The 18,676-nt window shown below is 68.6% G+C and carries 18 protein-coding genes; 14 read left to right on the top strand and 4 right to left on the bottom strand.

From position 1 onward, the window contains the following. Window positions 1-27: 27 nt before the first annotated feature. Complete coding sequence (locus G6N45_RS11145) at window positions 28-720, bottom strand: guanylate cyclase (RefSeq protein ID WP_163722287.1); 693 nt, start codon at window positions 718-720, stop codon at window positions 28-30. A gap of 26 nt (window positions 721-746) precedes the next feature. Here G6N45_RS11145 and G6N45_RS27690 point away from each other — a divergent pair, with 26 nt between their 5' ends. Next, the gene (locus G6N45_RS27690) at window positions 747-911 is read left to right on the top strand and encodes a hypothetical protein (RefSeq protein ID WP_170312439.1); all 165 of its coding nucleotides are present in this window, start codon (window positions 747-749) and stop codon (window positions 909-911) included. Here the strand turns inward: G6N45_RS27690 and G6N45_RS11150 are convergent. Beyond that, window positions 908-1,696: an adenylate/guanylate cyclase domain-containing protein gene (locus tag G6N45_RS11150; protein WP_163728218.1), complete on the bottom strand. Its 789-nt coding sequence runs from the start codon at window positions 1,694-1,696 to the stop codon at window positions 908-910. The two genes, G6N45_RS27690 and G6N45_RS11150, sit on opposite strands and share 4 nt — an antisense overlap. Window positions 1,697-1,730: 34 nt before the next feature. On the opposite strand from G6N45_RS11150, the gene G6N45_RS11155 reads away from it, so the two are divergent. Next, window positions 1,731-2,669 carry a hypothetical protein gene (locus G6N45_RS11155; protein WP_163722289.1) on the top strand — a complete coding sequence of 313 codons (939 nt, stop codon included), beginning with the start codon at window positions 1,731-1,733 and terminating at the stop codon, window positions 2,667-2,669. A 12-nt stretch (window positions 2,670-2,681) separates the two neighbouring features. On the opposite strand, the gene G6N45_RS11160 is transcribed toward G6N45_RS11155, so the two are convergent. Further along, a complete protein-coding gene (locus G6N45_RS11160; protein ID WP_163722291.1) occupies window positions 2,682-5,624 on the bottom strand; it encodes an aminotransferase in 2,943 nt (980 codons plus the stop codon). Further along, window positions 5,621-6,496 (bottom strand): alpha/beta fold hydrolase, encoded by an 876-nt coding sequence (locus G6N45_RS11165; RefSeq protein ID WP_246228950.1) that lies wholly within the window; start codon window positions 6,494-6,496, stop codon window positions 5,621-5,623. Before G6N45_RS11165 ends, G6N45_RS11160 begins: the two co-directional genes overlap by 4 nt. Before the next feature lie 100 nt (window positions 6,497-6,596). On the opposite strand from G6N45_RS11165, the gene G6N45_RS11170 reads away from it, so the two are divergent. The 12 genes from G6N45_RS11170 to G6N45_RS11225 all read left to right on the top strand — a co-directional run bounded on the left by G6N45_RS11170 (window position 6,597) and on the right by G6N45_RS11225 (window position 18,676). Further along, window positions 6,597-7,202 (top strand): TetR/AcrR family transcriptional regulator, encoded by a 606-nt coding sequence (locus tag G6N45_RS11170; protein ID WP_246228951.1) that lies wholly within the window; start codon window positions 6,597-6,599, stop codon window positions 7,200-7,202. A 72-nt stretch (window positions 7,203-7,274) separates the two neighbouring features. Further along, window positions 7,275-7,748, top strand: coding sequence for a VOC family protein (locus tag G6N45_RS11175; RefSeq protein WP_163722294.1), 474 nt, complete (start codon window positions 7,275-7,277; stop codon window positions 7,746-7,748). A gap of 164 nt (window positions 7,749-7,912) precedes the next feature. Then, window positions 7,913-8,680, top strand: a complete 768-nt coding sequence (locus G6N45_RS11180; protein WP_163722296.1) for an MlaE family ABC transporter permease — start codon at window positions 7,913-7,915, stop codon at window positions 8,678-8,680. Further along, window positions 8,677-9,531, top strand: coding sequence for an ABC transporter permease (locus tag G6N45_RS11185; protein ID WP_163722298.1), 855 nt, complete (start codon window positions 8,677-8,679; stop codon window positions 9,529-9,531). The genes G6N45_RS11180 and G6N45_RS11185 overlap by 4 nt, the downstream gene beginning before the upstream one ends. Before the next feature lies 1 nt (window position 9,532). Further along, window positions 9,533-10,981, top strand: coding sequence for an MCE family protein (locus G6N45_RS11190; protein ID WP_163722300.1), 1,449 nt, complete (start codon window positions 9,533-9,535; stop codon window positions 10,979-10,981). Between the two features lie 34 nt (window positions 10,982-11,015). Continuing rightward, entirely contained in the window at window positions 11,016-12,056 is a 1,041-nt protein-coding gene (locus G6N45_RS11195) for a virulence factor Mce family protein (protein ID WP_163722302.1), read from the top strand. Further along, entirely contained in the window at window positions 12,053-13,408 is a 1,356-nt protein-coding gene (locus G6N45_RS11200; protein ID WP_163722304.1) for an MCE family protein, read from the top strand. Before G6N45_RS11195 ends, G6N45_RS11200 begins: the two co-directional genes overlap by 4 nt. Next, complete coding sequence (locus G6N45_RS11205) at window positions 13,405-14,760, top strand: virulence factor Mce family protein (RefSeq protein WP_163722306.1); 1,356 nt, start codon at window positions 13,405-13,407, stop codon at window positions 14,758-14,760. Before G6N45_RS11200 ends, G6N45_RS11205 begins: the two co-directional genes overlap by 4 nt. After that, window positions 14,757-15,905 (top strand): virulence factor Mce family protein, encoded by a 1,149-nt coding sequence (locus G6N45_RS11210; protein ID WP_163722308.1) that lies wholly within the window; start codon window positions 14,757-14,759, stop codon window positions 15,903-15,905. The genes G6N45_RS11205 and G6N45_RS11210 overlap by 4 nt, the downstream gene beginning before the upstream one ends. 1 nt (window position 15,906) lies before the next feature. Further along, on the top strand, window positions 15,907-17,409 hold the full coding sequence (locus tag G6N45_RS11215; RefSeq protein WP_163722310.1) for an MCE family protein: 1,503 nt from the start codon (window positions 15,907-15,909) through the stop codon (window positions 17,407-17,409). Then, complete coding sequence (locus G6N45_RS11220) at window positions 17,373-18,023, top strand: Rv1363c family protein (protein WP_163722312.1); 651 nt, start codon at window positions 17,373-17,375, stop codon at window positions 18,021-18,023. The genes G6N45_RS11215 and G6N45_RS11220 overlap by 37 nt, the downstream gene beginning before the upstream one ends. Then, window positions 18,020-18,676, top strand: a complete 657-nt coding sequence (locus G6N45_RS11225) for an Rv1363c family protein (protein WP_170312440.1) — start codon at window positions 18,020-18,022, stop codon at window positions 18,674-18,676. Before G6N45_RS11220 ends, G6N45_RS11225 begins: the two co-directional genes overlap by 4 nt.

Consider the following 18,676-nt stretch of genomic DNA (forward strand, 5'->3'; position numbering starts at 1 on the left):
CGGATCGGCGTTTCGCCGAATGCCCGGCTACGGAATCACCGCGATCTCGTCGCCGAGGCGGTGACCGTCGATCAGCGGCAACTCGTCGCCGCTCCAGAACTTGCCGGGGTCGAACCAGTTCGCGTGCTTCTCGGTGTGCAGCAGACCCATGTTCTCGTAGGTGATCGCCACGGTTTCGGCGCAGTAGGCGGTCTCGAGCCCGGCCTTCGCCTGCTCGGCCTTGCGGCGTTCGGCCGCCCGGCGAACGCGGTTGTGCAGCAGCGGGATTCCGCGGGTGAAGTCGCTGACGGTCGGGACACGGCCGCGCAGCCATCTGCCGGTCAGGCGGGCGGTCGACGGGAACGGAGTGCCGTCCATGCGGGCGATCACCCGGAGCATGCGGTCCTCCTGCTCGCGGGTGGCGTGGGGAATGAGCTGACGCAGCCAGCAATGCTGTCCGTAGGTGTGTACCCAGCGCTCGACCGCGGCGCGCAGATCGTTGAGCTGGACGCCGCGGTGATGGGTGCCGGTCCACAGGTCGACCAGCTTGTCGCCGAGTTCGGCGTGCCAGATCAGCGGCGGCAGATCGTCGACGGCGACCGTCATCCCCACGTGGTTGACCGGGCTGTTGGTCATCGACTGGATCGCCCGGTCGGGTCCGGAGTGGCCGCGGAACAACCAGATGTCGCCCGTGCGCGTCTCTTCCAGGGCACGCTCGAGAGACACCGTGCTTGGATTCATGCCCGCAGCTTAGGCAGACTGCACACATGCGCGGAATCTGGAAGTGGGTCGGGCTGGCCGGTGTCGCCGGTGTCGTCGCCGGCGGGGTGCTGGTGGCGCGCGACCAGCGGCGCCGCAACTCCTACACCGCCGACGACATCCGCGTCCGGCTGCACCAGCGCCTGGCCGAGGCGGAGAGCAGGCCCGCCTAGGTCTGCGGTCCGGCCGCCACGGAGTAGAGGGTGTGCGAGCCCGAGAAGCCCTTCAGGTCGGCGTCGCGGCCCCCGTCGACGGTGATGTCGTCGTACTGAGCGATGGCGTCGCGGACGGCCGGGCTGATCAGGATCTCCCCGCCGTCGGCCTGGGCGGCCACCCGCGCGGCCATCGCGACGTTGCGGCCGAACACGTCGTCGCCGCGCAGCACCGACTTGCCGGTGTGGATTCCGATGCGCACACGGAAACCGTTGCGCTGGTTGACCAATGACTGCTGGAGGTCGATGGCGCACCGCACCGCCTGCTCGGGCCGGGCGAACGCCACCATGAACCCGTCACCCTGACTTTTCACCACGTGGCCGTGATGGTGGTCGACGTGGCGGCGCACCGCCTTGTCGTGCTTGCCGATCAACCGCACCCAGGCCCGGTCGCCGATGCGCTCGTTGAGCGCGGTGGACTCCTCGATGTCGGAGAACATGATCGCCAGCCTGCCGCCCCGGGACAGCCGGGCCAGGTCCGGCCGCTCCACTTCCGCCCAGTCGGCGAGCTCCTCGATCGAGGAGCGCACGGCGGCGCCGAAGCCGTCGCGGCGCAGGATGTTGGCCGTCTGCCAGACCGTCTTGACGGCCCTGGTCCCGCCGGACACCAGCATCTGCCGGGTGTCGAGCCGGCTGCGCAGCTCGTCGGCCTCGTTCTCGGCGGCCCTGACCCGCCGCCACAAAACCGCGAGCGCGATCGCCTCACCCACGGCCATCGCCGCCAGCGCCACCGCCACGATCTGCATCCCGCTCACCGCTCCAGTATTGGATGCTGGGGGCGTGACGAACGCGAAGGCCCCCTATTACGAGAGCCGGTTCCTGCGCGCCAACGCCGCCGACGGATCCCGCGCGATCTGGCTGCGGGAGACCCTGCTGCTGCCGACCGCCGGTCCTGCCTGCGCCGACGTCTGGGTGATGGTGTTCGATCCGGCGGGCCACCGAGCGCACAAGCAGTCGTATCCGGTCGGCGACGCCACCTTCGGCGACGACCCGTGGTCGGTCCGCATCGGGCCGACCAGTCTGGACGACACGTCCGCTGCCGGCACGGTGCCCGGGCGCGGGTACTGGGAGCTGGCGATCACCCCCGGCGACCAGGAGCCCGTGCGGGTGCTGTCCGAGCGGGCGTACCGCGCCCGGATCCCGACGGCGAAGACTGTGGTGCGCCACCCGCAGGCCCGCGTCGACGGTCGCCTTCTGCTCGACGGCGCCGACATCGACGTCGACGGCTGGACGGGCAGCGTGAACCACAACTGGGGTACGCGGCACACCCCGGCCTACGCCTACGGACAGGTGTGCGCGTTCGACGACGCCCCCGGCTCGACGCTGGAGATCGTCACCGCGCGGGCCGCGGTGGGGCCGGTGCTGCTGCCCGGGGTGACCCTGTTCGTGCTCAGGCACGCGGGGCTGGAGTTCGCGGTGCGCAGCATCTTGGGCAGTCTGCAGACCCACGGCCGGTACCGCCCGTTCACGTGGACGTTCGGCGCGCGGGTGGGGGAGCACACCATCGAGGGGGAGATCACGACGGTCCCCGCCGACGTGATCGGCCTGACCTACACCGACACCAACGGCGGCACCAAGTACTGCTTCAACTCGGCACTCGCACAGTGCCGAATCCAGGTGGCGGGCAAGGCGTTCACCCGCACCGAGCTGACCAGCAGGCAAGCCATGTTCGAGATCCTCACCGACGACCGGCTTCCCGACATTCCGCTGCTGGCGTGACGGTCCCGACGGTCACCAGCCCTCGGTGAGCACGCGGTCGAGCGCGTCGACGTAGAAGTCGGCCCCCTCGACGTCGATGCACAACGGTGGCTTGGTCTTGAGGATGTTCTGGTGATCGCCCGTCGGCTGGATGATCACGCCGAGATCGAGCATGCGCTCGCAGATCGCCGCCGTCTCGGCCGTCGCGGGCTCCAAGGTCGTTGCGTCGCGGATCATCTCGACGCCCAGGTAGAGCCCGAAGCCGTGCACGGTGCCGACCAGCGGGTGCCGCTCGCGCAGCCCCTCCAGGCGGGCCTTCAGATGCGCGCCCACGCGGCGGGCGTTGTCCTGCAGCCCCTCGTCGGCCAGCACGTCGAGCACCGTCATGCCGATCGCGCACGACAGCGGGCTGCCGCCGGTGGAGGAGAAGAAGTAGCCCTGGCTGGCGAAACCCTCGGCCACCGCCCGGCTGGTGATCACCGCGCCCAGCGGGTAGCCGTTGCCGACCGACTTGGCCACCGACACGATGTCGGGCACCGCGTCCTGCTGCTGGAAACCCCAGAACCATTCGCCGAGCCGGCCGTAACCCACCTGGACCTCGTCGGAGATCGCCAGGCCGCCGCCTGCGCGCACGGCGGCATACACCTGCTGCAGGTAGCCGTCGGGCAGCGCCATCCCGCCGGCGTTGCCGTACACGCTCTCGCAGATGAACCCCGCCGGTGGCCGGCCCTCGGCGATCAGGGCCTCGATCTGGGCGACCGCCTCGCTGGTGTACCGGGTCGCCTCGGCGCCGCGGTACTTGCCGCGGAAACTGTTCGGCGACTCCACGGTGTGCACCCAGTCCGGGCGCGTGGCAAGGGCATTCGGGTTGTCGGCGGTCGAGGTCGACACGGCGTCGGTGCCGTAGGTCCACCCGTGGTAGGCCTCGCGGACCGCGAAGACGTCGCGGCGCCCGGTCGCCGCGGTGGCCAGCCGGATCGCCAGATCGCTGGCCTCCGAACCCGAATTGACCAGGAAAACAGTGTCCAGCGGATCGGGGAGCAGGCCGGCCAGCCGCTCGCTGAACTCGACGACCGCCTCGTAGTTGAAGCGGGAGTTGGTGTTCAGCTTGCGCAGCTGACGGGCGGCCGCCTCGGCGATCCGGGGATGCGCATGCCCCAGCACGGTCACGTTGTTGACCATGTCGAGGTAGCTGCGCCCGGCCGTGGACATCAGGAAGTGACGGCGGCCGCGCTCGATCTGCGGGGGTTCGCGGTAGTAGAACTCCTGCACCGGCGCGAAACTCGCGTCCCGCCGTGCGAGCAGGTCACCGGCGTCGGCGCCGGTCTGCAGCGGCGCCAGGCCCAGCAGCGGGCGTGGGTCGCAGACCTGGGCGAGCCATCCCGGCGCCAGGTCGGTGCTCACGAAGGCCGGCGCGTCGGGCGCTCCGAGCGGCCGCACGCTCACCTCGATCCGGCCGTCGGCGGACGCGAAGGGCTGCCCGGCGCGCACGCTGCCGGACGCGGATCCGTGCGCCCCGGCCAGTGACAATTGGAACGCGTTGCCGCGCAACGTGATTCTGTCAGTCGACGTCTCGATCTCGCCGTCCCACGGGGCGACGAGGGTGGTGCCGGTGGCGGTCCACACACTGATCCCGGTGGCGACGACGTCGGGGCTGTCCTGGCTCAGCCGCGGTGCTCGGCTCAGGCGCGCCTCCCCGAAACGGGTGACGGCCAGTGCTGCGCCGTCGCGTAACGCGGCACGCGCTGCGGCGTCCTCGACGTCGGCCGCGAGCACCCCGGAAGCGTCGAACGCGTCGTCGTAGACGTCGGAGGTCGTCGACAGATCGAGGGTGGCGACCTGCCCGGGCTGCGCGGCGATCATCGGAGCCGCCACCGGCAGCGGCGTCGTCGTCCGCGGGAAGCCAAGATCGGCCTTGATCACCGCTGTCATCACATCCATCGGGACCGACGTCGCCAGCTCGAAGATCCGGTACTCGGCGTCGGACTGCTCGGTCACATAGTCGTTGTCCGGGTCGAGCACCGCCTGCTGCGCCCCGCTGACGATCAGCACCGCGGCGCGCAGCACGATCATCGGCCACAGCGCGTCGCACTCGGTCTCCGACAGCGGCCGCACCGCGTGGAAGCCGCGCACCGCGGGCAGGATCGACGCCGCTGCGGCGCCCACGTGGCCGAGCACCGACGACGCGGTGATCGCCAGTTCGGACACCGCCCAGGTGTGCGACAGATCGCCGAAGTCGATGACGCCGTCCGGTCGGGGCGATCCGTCGACCCACGAGACCACGATGTTGGCGTCGGTCAGGTCGATGTGAGCCGCCTGGCGCGGCAGCGCGGGATCCAGCGGCGCGATCCGCGACCACGCCGCATCCGCCGCGGATTCCAGTCGTGCCCGCAGCCCGGCGTCGTCGACGTAGCCGGCGAGGCCGTCGACCACGTCCTTGCCGAACCGCAGGTCCCACTGCAGGATTCGGTCCAGCCCCGGGTGGCTGAAGCCCTCCAGCGCCCGGCTCACCCGGCCCGAGACGTCGCCCAGACCGGCGACCACCGCGGGCGTCAGATGCCCGGTGCCGACGAGCGTGCCGCCGGGCAGGTAGCGCAGCAGCCGCACGTAGGCGGTTCCGTCGACCAATCCCTGGACGGGGGTGCACAATTCGCCCGCGCTGTTGGGCAGCGGCACTGACACGCGCAGCGTCGGTTCGGCGTCGGCGATGTGCGCGGCGGCCGCGTCCTGGGCGGCCAGCTCGGTCGCCGTGAACGCAGGGTTGGCGATCTTGAGCACACCCGCGACGGCTTCATCGTCGTCGCTGCCGGCGCTGACGACGAAGTTCTTGTCCTGCTGACTGCCCAGCGAGGTGGCCCGCGCGGAGAGCCCGTAGTGGGTGGCCACGAGTTCCTCGGCCTGGGTTTCGGTGACTTGGGGCGCTTGCAGTTCCTGCTGCTGCAGGAAGTTGAAACCCGCGGTGTGGTGCGCGCTCACGGCCGCAGTACGAACGAGACGACGGCGTCGGAGAACGCGTCGTTGTCGTCGCCGGCAGCGGTGTGGCCCGCCCCGGACAGTTCGACGAACTCGGCGCCCGGGACCTTGTCGAGGAAGTCGGCCACGGCCTTCTCACTCACCACGTCGGACAGTTTCCCCCGGATCAGCAGGATCGGGATCGTCAACTCGATGGCCGCCTGCTCGAGCTGCTCGACCCGGACGAACGGATCGTCGTCGGGTGCGGTGAGGAACGCCGGATCCCAGTGCCAGTACCACCGGCCGTTGCGGTGCCGGAGATTCTTCTTCAGGCCATCGGGATTGCTCGGCCGTCTGCGGTGCGGCAGGTAGGCCGCCACCGCGTCGGCGGCCTCCTCCAGCGAGCCGAACCCGTGCACGTGGCTGAACATGAAATCGCGGATGCGGGCGCTGCCGTCCTTCTCGTATCGCGGGACGACGTCGACGAGGACCAGCCTCGTCACGGTGTCGGGGCCGGCCTCGCGGGCGGCGAGGATGCCGGTGAGGCCGCCCATGCTGGCCCCGATGAGCACGGTCGGGCGGCCGATCTGGTCGAGGACGCGCCGGGTGTCGGCACACAGCGCCTCCACCGTGTACCGCGCGTCGGGGGAGCGGTCGCTGTCACCGTGTCCGCGGCTGTCGAGGGCGACGACGTGCAGCCCACGTGAGGCGAGCACCTGCCCCGTCTTCTTCCAGGAGAACCGGTTCTGCCCGCCTCCGTGCAGCATCAGCACCGACGGACGCGATGCGTCGAAGCCGTCGGTCGTCGACGGGTGATTCCATTCGTCGGCGGTCAGACTGATTCCGTCGGCGCCGTTGAACGTCGCGATCGCCGAATCGCTGCTGGTGGTGCTCACAGGCGTCCTCTCGCTGGCCCCGGATGTGAGGGTAGGCGAGCACACCGGTTCCGCCGATCTCGGGTCCCGACGGCCGATGATGTCCCTAGGATTTTCGTTTGTGCAAATTGATGCCGGCCACGACGACGATCGTCGCCGCATCATGGAGGCCGCCTACCGGTGCCTGTCCGAGCCGCACTGCGGGCCGATCAGGATGTCGGTGATCCTGCGGACGGCCGGAGTGTCCAGCCGGGCGTTCTACCGCCACTTCCAGTCGAAGGACGACCTGTTCCTGGCCCTGCTCAGGCAGGGTGTCGAGGACCTCGCCGCCCGGCTGGACGGGGTCGCCGCGGACGCCGTCGGCAGCCCCGCCGATCAGCTCGCCGCATGGATCGGCGAGGTCTTCGACCTGATGATCGATCCGAGGCAGCGCATGCTGATGTCGGTGATCGACTCCGACGAGGTCCGCGCCGCCACGGGCTATCGGGAGCTGCGCGAGCAGTCGCGCGCGGGCCGGGAACGCTCGCTGACCGAGATCCTGCGGCGCGGCCGGGCCGACGGCTCCTTCCCGCTCGCCGACCCCGACCACGACGCCGTGGCGATCAGCGCGCTGGTGACCCGCATCATGACCAGCGTGGCGCCCGAGGACCTGCTGGCGGTCAAGCACGCCGAGAGCCGACTGCTCGATTTCGCGTTGCGCGCGGTGGGAGCGGTCGCGCATGGGTGAGCCGGCCGCGATGACAACTCTCCCGCTCGACGGTCTCCATGGCGACAGCTACCCGACCAGCAGGAGGCCGCCATGCCCGTCATCACACCGTCGCTCTGGTTCGACAACGACCTCGAGGACGCCGTCGCGTTCTACACCGCCGTGTTCCCCAACTCCTCGGTCGAGCGGTTCGACCGGTACACCGACGCCGGGCCCGGGGCACCGGGCGAGGTGTTGGCGGCCTACTTCACTCTCGACGGCCAACGATTCATCGGCATCAACGGTGGCCCGGCGTTCCCGTTCACCGAGGCGGTGTCGTTCACTGTGCACTGCCGCGATCAGGCCGACGTCGACTACTACTGGGACCGGCTCGTCGCGGGCGGAGAGGAGTCGGCGTGCGGTTGGCTGAGGGACCGGTACGGACTGAGTTGGCAGATCGTCCCGGACCGGCTCGTGGAGCTGACCGCCGACCCCGACCCCGCCCGGGCCGGCGCGGCGACGAAAGCGATGCTCGGCATGCGCAAGATCGTCGTTGCCGAACTCGAGGAGGCGGTGGCAGCTGTGTGAAGTCGCTTGTCGCGCCCTCGGGACGGTTCGTCTTGCCGTACCACATTTTGGTGATATACCGTCTGCCGGCGCCCCCGCAGATGTACCGTCACCCCCACACACAACAGGGGGTTGGTCGTCGGAGGGCTGTGACGATGAACTGCAAGCGAGGAAGGACCGGTTGAATGGTCGCTTCCGATGCCATCGCCAAGCCGGTACGCGCCTTCGGCGGCTTCTTCTCGATGGCCCTCGACACGTTCATGGCGCTGTTCCAGCCGCCGTTCGCCTGGCGCGAGTTCGTCGCCCAGTCATGGTTTGTCGCCCGGGTGTCGATCCTGCCGACGCTGCTGCTGACCATTCCCTACACCGTGTTGCTGACGTTCATCGAGACGATCCTGTTGACCGAGATCGGTGCCTCGGACTTCTCCGGAACCGGAGCGGCGCTCGGCACGGTGCGCCAGATCGGGCCGATCGTGACGGTACTGGTGGTCGCGGGCGCAGGCGCCACCGCGATGTGCGCCGACCTGGGTGCCCGCACCATCCGTGAGGAGCTCGACGCGCTGCGGGTGATGGGTATCAATCCCATTCAGGCTCTTGTGCTTCCCCGGGTGCTGGCCGCCATGGTCGTCTCCCTGGCGCTATCGGCCACGGTGATCCTGGTCGGTCTGTCGGGGGCCTACTTCTTCGTGGTCTACATCCAGCACGTCTCGCCGGGCGCGTTCGCGGCGGGCCTGACCCTGATAATCGGGGCCACCGACGTCATCATCGCGCTGGTGAAGGCGGCGCTGTTCGGGCTCTCCGCCGGTCTGATCGCCTGCTATAAAGGGATTTCCGTACGCGGCGGCCCCGCCGGGGTCGGGAACGCCGTCAACGAGACCGTGGTGTTCACCTTCATGGCACTGTTCGCGATCAACATCGTGGCGACGGCCGTAGCGATCAAGATCACGCAATGACGGTCTCTCGGCCCCATTCCCAGTTCCCGTGGCTCAAGGCCCGGTTCAAAGGCGTGGCCGGTCCGTGGAACGACATCGGGACCCAGACCAAGTTCTACGGCCGCACGATTCGCTCCATCGGCTACGTCTTCACCCACTACAGCGTGGAACTGATCCGGATCATCGCCCAGATGGGCCTTGGCGCAGGGGCGCTCATCGTCATCGGCGGCACGGTCGCGATCGTCGGATTCCTGACGGTCACCACCGGCGCACTGGTCGCGGTGCAGGGGTACAGCGACTTCTCCGAACTCGGAGTGGAAGCGCTGACCGGATTCGTCTCGGCCTACTTCAACGTGCGGCTCATCGCGCCCGCCACCACCGCCATCGCCCTGTCGGCGACCATCGGTGCCGGCGCCACCGCCCAGCTCGGCGCGATGCGGATCAACGAGGAGATCGACGCCCTCGAGGTGATGGGCATCCGCAGCATCGCGTTCCTGGCGTCCAGCAGGGTGATCGCGGGCTTCCTCGTCGTGATCCCGCTGTACTGCGTCGGTGTGCTGATGGCGTTCTGGGCGGCGCGCTTCGGCACCACCGTGATCTACGGCCAGTCCACCGGCGTGTACGACCACTACTTCAAGACGTTCCTCAACCCCACCGACCTGATGTGGTCGTTCGGGCAGTGCATCGCGCTGTCGGTGATCATCATGCTCGTGCACACCTACTACGGCTACACCGCGCGCGGCGGGCCGGCCGGCGTCGGTGAGGCCGTCGGACGGGCGGTCCGTTCCTCGCTGATCGTCTCGGCGTTCGTTCTGGTGATGCTCTCCCTCGCGGTCTACGGCCAGTCCGGCAACTTCAATCTGGCGGGCTGACATGGACTCACACGACGAAGGCCTGCACCCGGCGTGGTACACGCTCTTCCTGCTGATCCTGCTCGCGATCTCCCTGTGGCTGACGTACTCGCTGTTCTTAGGCACCTTCAAGTCTCATGACACGGTCACGCTGACCTCCGATCGTTCCGGTCTGGTGATGGAGACGAACTCCAAGGTCAAGATGCGCGGCGTCCAGGTCGGGCGGGTCTCCGCGATCGAGGGCGGCAGCGAGCCGGTGGCGCTCAAGCTGGAGATCGACAAGGACAAGATCGGCTACATCCCGGGCAATGTCGAGGCCCAGATCCGGGCGACCACCGTGTTCGGCGCCAAGTACGTCGACCTGGTCTATCCCCCTGATCCGCAAGGACAGCTGCAGGCCGGCCAGACGATCCGGTCGCGCAACGTCACCGTCGAGGCGAACACGGTGTTCCAGAACGTGGTCGCCCTCATCGGCCGGGTCGACGTGGCGAAGCTCAACAGCACGTTGTCCGCGCTCGCCGACGGGGTTCGAGGCCTGGGCCCGCAGATCGGCGAGGCCACCACCGCCGCGAATCAGGTTCTGCTCGAACTCAATCCGCGCAGCGATACGATCGCCGAGGACTGGCGCACGCTGAAGCGGTTCAACGACACCTACAGCGCCGCGGCGGGCGACATCGTTTCCGTGCTCGACTCGCTGAGCACCACCAGCACGACGATCACCAACCGCGCGACACAGCTGGACACGTTGCTGATGTCCACGATCGGCCTGTCCAACAGCGGCATCAGCCTGCTGGCCCCGAATCAGGCCAACCTGATCAAGGCCATCAACGTCCTGCGGCCCACCACCGACCTGCTCTACAAGTACAGCCCGGAGTACACCTGCCTACTGACGGGCGCCAAGACGCTGCTCGACACCGGTGGTTACGAGGGGCCGGGCGGCAACGGCCGCACCCTGGTCCTCGACGTCGGGCTGTCCCTCGGCGACGACCCGTACCACTATCCGCAGAACCTGCCGGTCATCGGGGCCAAGGGCGGGCCGGGCGGCAAGCCCTCGTGCGGCTCGCTGCCCGACGTTGCCAAGAACTGGCCGGTGCGAAACCTCGTGACCAACACCGGGTTCGGCACCGGCATCGACTGGCGGCCCAACCCCGGCATCGGGTTCCCGGCCTGGGCCAACTACCTGCCCACCACCCGTGCCGTGCCCGAACCGCCCAGCATCCGAAACCTGTTCGGCGGACCCGCCATCGGGCCGATCCCGTATCCGGGCGCCCCTGCCTACGGTGCGGACCTCTACGCGCCCGACGGTTCGCCGCTGTGGCCGGGACTGCCGCCGGCCCCGCCGCCTGGCGCGCCGAGGGAGCCGGGATCCACACCGGGCTCCGAACCGTTCATCGTCACGAACCCCGCGCAGATGCAGCCGACCCCGCTGCCCCCCGTTCCGCTTCCGCGCGAAGCTGCCCCGTCGCCATGACCGCCATCGAGACATCACGGGAAGGTTTCCTGCCATGCCAGGCTTGACGACCAGGATTCGGCACGACGCGTGGCGTCTTGCCGTGTTCCTGTCCGTGTGCCTGCTCGGCGTGTTCGGATTGTTCGCGGTCTTCGGCCAGATGCGTTTCGGGGAGAAGACGCTCACCTACCGAGCCGAGTTCGTCAACGTGAGCGGACTCGAGAACGACGACTTCGTCCGGATCGCCGGCGTGGAGGTGGGCCGGGTCAAAAAGGTTGCCATTCAGCCCGATACGACGGCGATCGTGGAGTTCACCGCGGACGACTCGGTGGTGCTCACCGAAGGCAGCAAGGCGGTGATCCGCTACGCTGACCTGATCGGCGGACGATTCCTCGCACTGGAGGAGGGCGCCGGCAGCACCGCGACGCTGAAGCCGGGCGACACCATCCCCATGGCCCGCACGGCGCCTGCGCTGGACCTCGACGCGCTGATCGGCGGTTTCCGGCCGCTGTTCCGCGCGCTGGATCCCCAGCAGGTCAATGCGCTGTCAGGGCAATTGATCTCGGCTTTGCAGGGGCAGGGCGGGACGATCAACTCGTTCCTGGCCCAGACCGCGGCGCTGACCAGCACGCTCGCCGACAGAGATCAGTTGATCGGACAGGTGGTCACCAACCTCAACGTGGTGCTGGGATCGCTGGGGGACCAGAGCGACCAACTAGGCAAGGCGGTCGACGGTCTGTCCGGACTGGTGGAAACCCTCGCCGAGCGCAGGCAGGACATCAGCAGCGGTCTCGCCTATACCAATGCCGCCGCATCGAGCATCGCGGACCTGCTGGCGCAGTCGCGTGAACCCTTCGCCAAGACCGTGAAGGAAACCGACCGCGCGTCAGCCATCGTGGTGGCCGATCACGACTACTTCGACAACCTGCTGAACACGCTGCCCGACGCGTACCAGGCGCTGGCCCGCCAGGGCATCTACGGTGACTTCTTCAGCTTCTACCTGTGCGACATCGTGCTCAAACTCAACGGCAAAGGCGGCCAACCCGTGTATGTCAAGGTGGCCGGCCAGTCGACCGGGAGGTGCGCGCCCAGGTGAGATCCTTCAGTGAACGCAATCAACTGGTCATCGGCGTGATCGGGCTGCTGCTGACCGTCGGTGTCGTTGCAGGGTCGTTGAACTACCAAAGGCTGCCGTTCTTCGAGGGCCGCGAGTATTCGGCCTTTTTCGCCGACGCCGGCGGCCTCACCAACGGTCAGGACGTGCTGGTGTCGGGTTTCAAGGTGGGCGCGGTGAAGTCCATCGACCTGGACCAGTCGCGCGCACGGGTCACTTTCACCGTCGCCAAGGACATCCGGCTCGGGAACCGGACCGAGGCCGCGATCAAGACCAAGGGGCTCCTGGGCACCAAGATGCTGGAGATCACGTCGCGCGGTGGCGGCCAGCTGGACGGCCCGATTCCACTGGAGCGCACCACTTCCCCGTACCAGCTGCCCGACGCGTTCGGCGACCTGGCGACAACGATCAGCGGTCTGAACACCGATCAGTTGTCGGAGTCGCTGCGGGTGCTGTCCGCCACGTTCGCCGACACCCCGCCGCAGCTGCGCGTGGCGATCGAAGGTGTTGCGCGGTTCTCCCAGACCCTCGACGAACGCGACGCCCAACTGCGCGGCCTGCTCGGTAACGCCAACAAGGCGACGACGGTGCTGGCCGAACGCAGCAACCAGATCGTCGGCCTGGTCAACAACAGCAATGCGCTGCTGGCCGAACTGCGGAACCAGAGTGCGGCGCTGGATCAGATCTCCGGCAACATCTCTGCCCTCAGTGACCAGCTGCTCGGATTCATCAACGAGAACCGCTCCACGCTCAAACCGGCCCTGGACAAGCTCAACGGCGTGCTGACGATGATCGACAATCGCAAGGAGCGCCTGCAGAAGTCGCTGCACCTGCTGCAGCAGTACTCCATGTCGCTGGGTGAGTCGGTGTCGTCGGGCCCATTCTTCAAGACCTATGTGGCCAACCTGCTGCCCGGCCAGTTCGTGCAGCCGTTCGTCGACGCCGCGTTCTCCGACCTCGGTCTCGATCCGAACGTGCTGCTCCCCTCGGAGCGCACCGATCCGCAGGTCGGTCAGCCGGGCACCCCGGCGCTGCCGGTGCCGTTCCCGCGCACCGGGCAGGGCGGCGAACCCCGGCTGACCATTCCGGATGCCATCACCGGCAATCCCGGCGACCAGGGCTGCGGGCCGCCGGGGCTGCCGCTGCCGGGGCCCACCGGGTGCTATCCCTACCGTGAGCCGCCGCCGGCGCCGCCGCCCGGTGGCCCGCCGCCGGGTCCGCCTGCGGAGGCTCCGCCGAACCTGCAGTCGGTCCCCGGACCCACCCCGCTGCCGCAGGTGGTGCCGGCGCCCGGTGAAGCCCCGCCCGTCTCACCCACGGAGGGAGGCCAATGACGCGGATCCCGCGCTACTTCCTCATCGCCGCGCTGGTGGTGATCCTGGCCGGCGGTGTGGTGGTGTTGCTGCGCAACAGCCACGAGGTCAACCGCACCCACGTCGTCGCCTACTTCGAGAACACCAACGGCATCTACGCCGGCGACGACGTCCGCATCGTCGGAGTGCCCGTCGGCAGGATCGAATCGATCGAGCCGCAGCCCGAATCGGTCAAGGTGAGCTTCTGGTACGACAGCAAGTACAAGGTGCCGGCCGACGTCAAGGCCGCGATCCTGTCACCGACAGTGGTGACGGCCCGCAACATTCAGCTCACGCCCGCCTACACCGATGGACCCGTGCTGCGTGACAACGCGGTGATTCCGCGGGAACGCACCGCGGTTCCGGTCGAATGGGACCAGGTCCGTGAGCAACTGGCGAAGCTGGCCGACAGCCTGCAACCCACCGAGCCGGGCGGCGTGAGCCCGCTGGGCTCGGCGATCAACACCACCGCGGACAACCTGCGGGGCCAGGGCGCCAACATCCGCGACGCCGTCACCAAACTCTCCCAGGCGATCTCGGCCCTCGGAGATCACAGCACCGACCTCTTCTCCACCGTCAAGAATCTGGCCATCCTGGTGTCGGCGCTACAGGACAGCACCGACGTGATGCGTCAGCTCAACCAGAACCTCTCCACCGTCACGGGTCTGCTGGCCGACGATCCCGACGAGGTGGCCAACGCCGTCCGTGATCTCAACAACGTGGTCGGGGAGGTCCAGACGTTCGTCGCCGACAACCGCGAGTCATTGGGCACCACGTCGGACAAGTTGGCCGGGGTCACCCAGGCACTCAACGACAGCCTCGGCGACCTCAAGCAGTTCCTGCACGTCGCACCGAACACGCTGCAGAACTACGTGAACATCTGGCAGCCCGCCCAGGGCGCGGTCAGCAGCGTCCCGATGATCAACAACTTCTCCGATCCGATCTCGTTCCTGTGCGGCGCCGTTCAGGCGGCCTCCCGCCTGGGTGCCGAGGAATCGGCCAAGCTGTGCGTCCAGTACCTGGCGCCGATCATCAAGAACCGCCAGTACAACTTCCTGCCGGTCGCCCAGAACGTCTTCGTCGGCGCCAGCACCCGGCCCAACGAGCTGACCTACAGCGAAGACTGGCTGCGGCCGGATTACGTTCCGCCGCAAGGTGCTTCAGCACCGGCTCCGGTCTCGGGGCCAGGGCCGGGTCCGGGACCGGCGCCGGCCGAGGCGGCGCCGCTACCGCCGTCCATGGGCCCACTGCTGCCCGCCGAGGCGGTGCCCACGACGCCCAATCCGGCTGACGGCCTGCAGGGCCTGATGGTGCCCCCGGGAGCGACGCCATGAGGCCGGTGCTGCGCGGCGTGACCGTCGCGGTCGTGTCGGTCGGGCTGCTCTCCGGTTGCTCGAGCTGGCGCGGGCTGAACTCGGTTCCGCTGCCCGGCGTCGAGGGCACCGGACCCGGGGCGTTCACCATCGAGGCCCAGATGCCCGACGTCAACGCCATCGAACCGAACTCGCGCGTCCGGGTCGCGGACGTCAACGTCGGCCATGTCCGCAAGATCGAGCGCCAGGGCTGGCACGCGCTGGTCACGATGGAACTCAACGGCAACGTCCAGCTGCCCGCGAACGCGACGGCCACGCTGGGGCAGACCAGCCTGCTGGGCACCCAGCACATCGAGCTCGCGCCGCCCACCGACGTGGCCCCTGCAGGCCGCCTGCACGACGGCTCGTTGATCCCGCTGTCGTCATCGGGGGCGTTCCCCACCACCGAGCAGGCACTGTCCGCGGTGGCGATGCTGCTCAACGGCGGCGGTATCGGCGACATCCAGGACATCACCGAGGCGTTGAGCGTCGCGTTCGCCGGGCGGGAAGGCGATCTGCGCAGCCTGATCGAGCAACTCGACCTCGCGATCGGCTACCTCGACGACCAGAAGCAGGACATCATCGCCGCGTCGGAGAGCCTGAACAACCTGGTCGGGCAGTTCGCCGACCAGAAGCCGGTGGTGGACAAGGCGCTGAAGACCATCCCGGACGCGCTCGCGGTGCTCAAGGATCAGCGCAAGAACCTCGCCGAGGCGCTGACACAGCTGGGCAGGTTCAGCGCGCTGGCCGCCGACTCGGTCAACCAGACCAAGGAAGCGTTGGTGGCCGAACTCAAAGACCTCGGCCCAACGGTGGAGCAACTTGCCAACGCCGGCCCCGCGCTCACCCGAGCGCTGAGCTTCCTGCCCACGTTCCCCTTCCCGAAGGAGACGCTGACCAACTGGATGCGCGGCGACTACGCCAACCTCACGCTGGTCCTCGATCTGACGCTGAGCCGCATCGATCAGGGCATCTTCACCGGCTCGCGCTGGGAATGCGATCTGACGTGGCTGGAGCTGCAGTGGGGACGGACCATCGGGCAGTTCCCCAGCCCGTGCAACGCGGGCGGTCCCGGCACGGCCGGCAACCCGCTGGTCGCCCCGTACCGATTCGATCAGGGGCGTTGACATGCGGATGACCCGTCGAATCCTCATCCAGATGGCGATCTTCGCCGTCATCGCGACGACCGCGCTGATGATCATGGTGTTCGCCTACATGCGGCTGCCCGCCTTCTTCGGCATCGGGCAGTACCAGGTCACGATGAAGCTGGCCCAGAGCGGCGGCCTGTACCCGCGGGGCAACGTGACCTATCGCGGCGTCGAGGTCGGCGAGGTGAAGAGCGTCTCACTCACCGACAGCGGAGTCTCGGCAGTGTTGTCGCTGAACTCCGACGTCAAGATCCCCGCCGACGTCGACGCCGAGGTACACAGCGTCTCCGCGGTGGGCGAGCAGTTCGTCCAGCTCCTGCCCCGCAGCGCCGACGGCCCGACGCTGCGCAACGGCGACGTGATCCCCGAGGACCGCACGACGGTGCCGACCGACATCAACACCGTGCTGGACGCCACCAACCGCGGGCTGGAGGCGATCCCGCAGGAGAACCTGCAGACGGTCGTCGACGAGGCCTACACCGCGGTGGGCGGCCTCGGGCCGGATCTGCGCCGCCTGGTCACCGGCAGCTCCAAGCTGGCCATCGACGCCCGCAAGAACCTCGACTCCCTGATCACCTTGGTGGACGAGTCGAAGCCGGTGCTGGACAGCCAGATCGACACCGGGGACTCGATCCAGGCGTGGGCGGCGAACCTGGCAAACGTCACCGGTCAGCTGCAGCGGCAGGACCCGGCGCTGAACGGCATCCTCGACAAGGGGCCTGGAGCCGCCGAAGAGGTGCGCGCGCTGTTCGACCGGTTGCAGCCCACCCTGCCGATCGTGCTGGCCAACCTGGTCAGCGTCGGCGAGGTGCTGGTCACCTATCAGCCGAGCCTCGAGCAGCTGCTGGTGCTGCTGCCGCAGGGCACCGCGGTCACGCAGGCCGTCGGCGTCCACAAGCGCAACACCAAACAGGACTACATGGGCGATGCGCTGAACTTCAACCTGAACCTGGCGATCCCGTTGCTCCCGGCGCCGATCCCGCTGCCCCCGCAGGCGATTCCGCCGCCGTGCACCACCGGCTTCCTGCCCGCCCAGCAGAGGCGGGTTCCGACCTTCGAGGACTATCCCGACCGGCCGCCGGGTGACGTCTACTGCCGGGTGCCCCAGGATGCGCCGTTCAACGTGCGCGGCGCCCGCAACCTGCCCTGTGTGGAAGTTCCTGGCAAGCGCGCCCCGACGTGGCAGGAATGTGAGAGCAACGAGACCTACGTGCCGCTCAACGACGGCTACAACTGGAAGGGCGACCCGAATGCGACGGCGTCCGGACAGGCCGTTCCGGACATCCCGCCGAACATCTCACCGACACAGGCGTCTCCGCCGCCGGGACCCGCGACGCCGCCCATAGCGGCCGCCGAATACGATCCGGCGAGCGGCACGTACGTTGGACCGGACGGACGTGTCTACACACAGTCCAACCTGGCCAACGGTGCCGCAGAGGAGAAAACATGGCAGACGATGCTGCTGCCCCCGAAGGGGAACTGACGGAGACGACCCCGGAGCCGGACACCACCGTCGAGCCGACCGACGCCGACGAGACCGCCCTCGACACGGACGAGGCCGAGGAAACGGCCGACGAGTTCGCCGCTGAGGATGCCGCTCCGCCGCGTACGCCGTGGTCCCACGTCAAGATCGCGCTGGTCGCCGGCCTGGTCGGCGTACTGGCACTGGCGGGGCTGACCGGCTGGCTGGGCTACCGCACGTGGGAGTCGCAGCGCGCCGAGGCGACGCGCGAGCTGTTCCTCCAGGTCGGCCGGCAGGGAGCGCTGAACCTGACCACGATCGACTGGGAGCATGCCGATACCGACGTGCAGCGAATCCTCGACTCGGCGACGGGCACCTTCTACGACGACTTCCAGAAGCGGGCCCAGCCGTTCGCCGAGGTGGTCAAACAGGCCAAGTCGAAATCCGAGGGCACCATCGCCGAGGCCGGCCTGGATACCTCGACCGACAACGAGGCGCAGGTGCTGGTCGCGGTGACGGTGAAGACGACGAATGCCGGCGCCCCCGAACAACAACCGCGGGCCTGGCGGATGAGGATCTCGGTGGAGAAGATCGGCGACGAGGCCAAGGTGTCCAACGTGGAGTTCGTGCCATGAGCAATGAGAAGACCCAGGTCAGCGAGCCCACCGAGGTGAGCACCGACGTGACCGACGAGACGACCGAGGCCACCGAGGGCACCGAGACCGACGCCACCGAGGCCGACGCCATCGAGGAGTCCGAGGCGGCCGAGACGACCGAGCCGGCCGCGGATGCCCCGAAGCGGCGCACAGGCTGGACGCGCGTCGTCGCGTTCGCGGTGTTGCCTGCCGTCGCGCTGGGCCTCGCCCTCGGCGCCGGGTACCTGAAGTGGCAGGACAACTCCGTGCGGGACGGCCAGATCGCCGCCGCGACGTCGGTGCAGGCGGCCAAGGACAGCACCATCGCGCTGCTGTCGTACACGCCCGACAAGGTGGATCAGCAGCTTGGCGAGGCGCGTAATCTGCTCACCGGCGAGTTCCGCGACTCCTACACCTCGCTGACCAACGACGTGGTGATCCCCGGGGCCAAGGAGAAGCAGATCGCCGCGGTCGCGACGGTGCCCGCCGCGGCGTCGGTGTCGGCCACCTCGCAGAAGGCGGTCGTGCTGGTGTTCGTCAACCAGACGGTGACCGTCGGCCAGGACGCGCCGACCGACACCAACTCGAGCGTGCGCGTCACCCTCGAGAAGGTCGGCGACCGCTGGCTGATCTCCTCGTTCGACCCGGTGTAG

Origin of the sequence: Mycolicibacterium psychrotolerans, assembly GCF_010729305.1 — a bacterium.
Taxonomy (GTDB): Bacteria; Actinomycetota; Actinomycetes; order Mycobacteriales; family Mycobacteriaceae; genus Mycobacterium; species Mycobacterium psychrotolerans.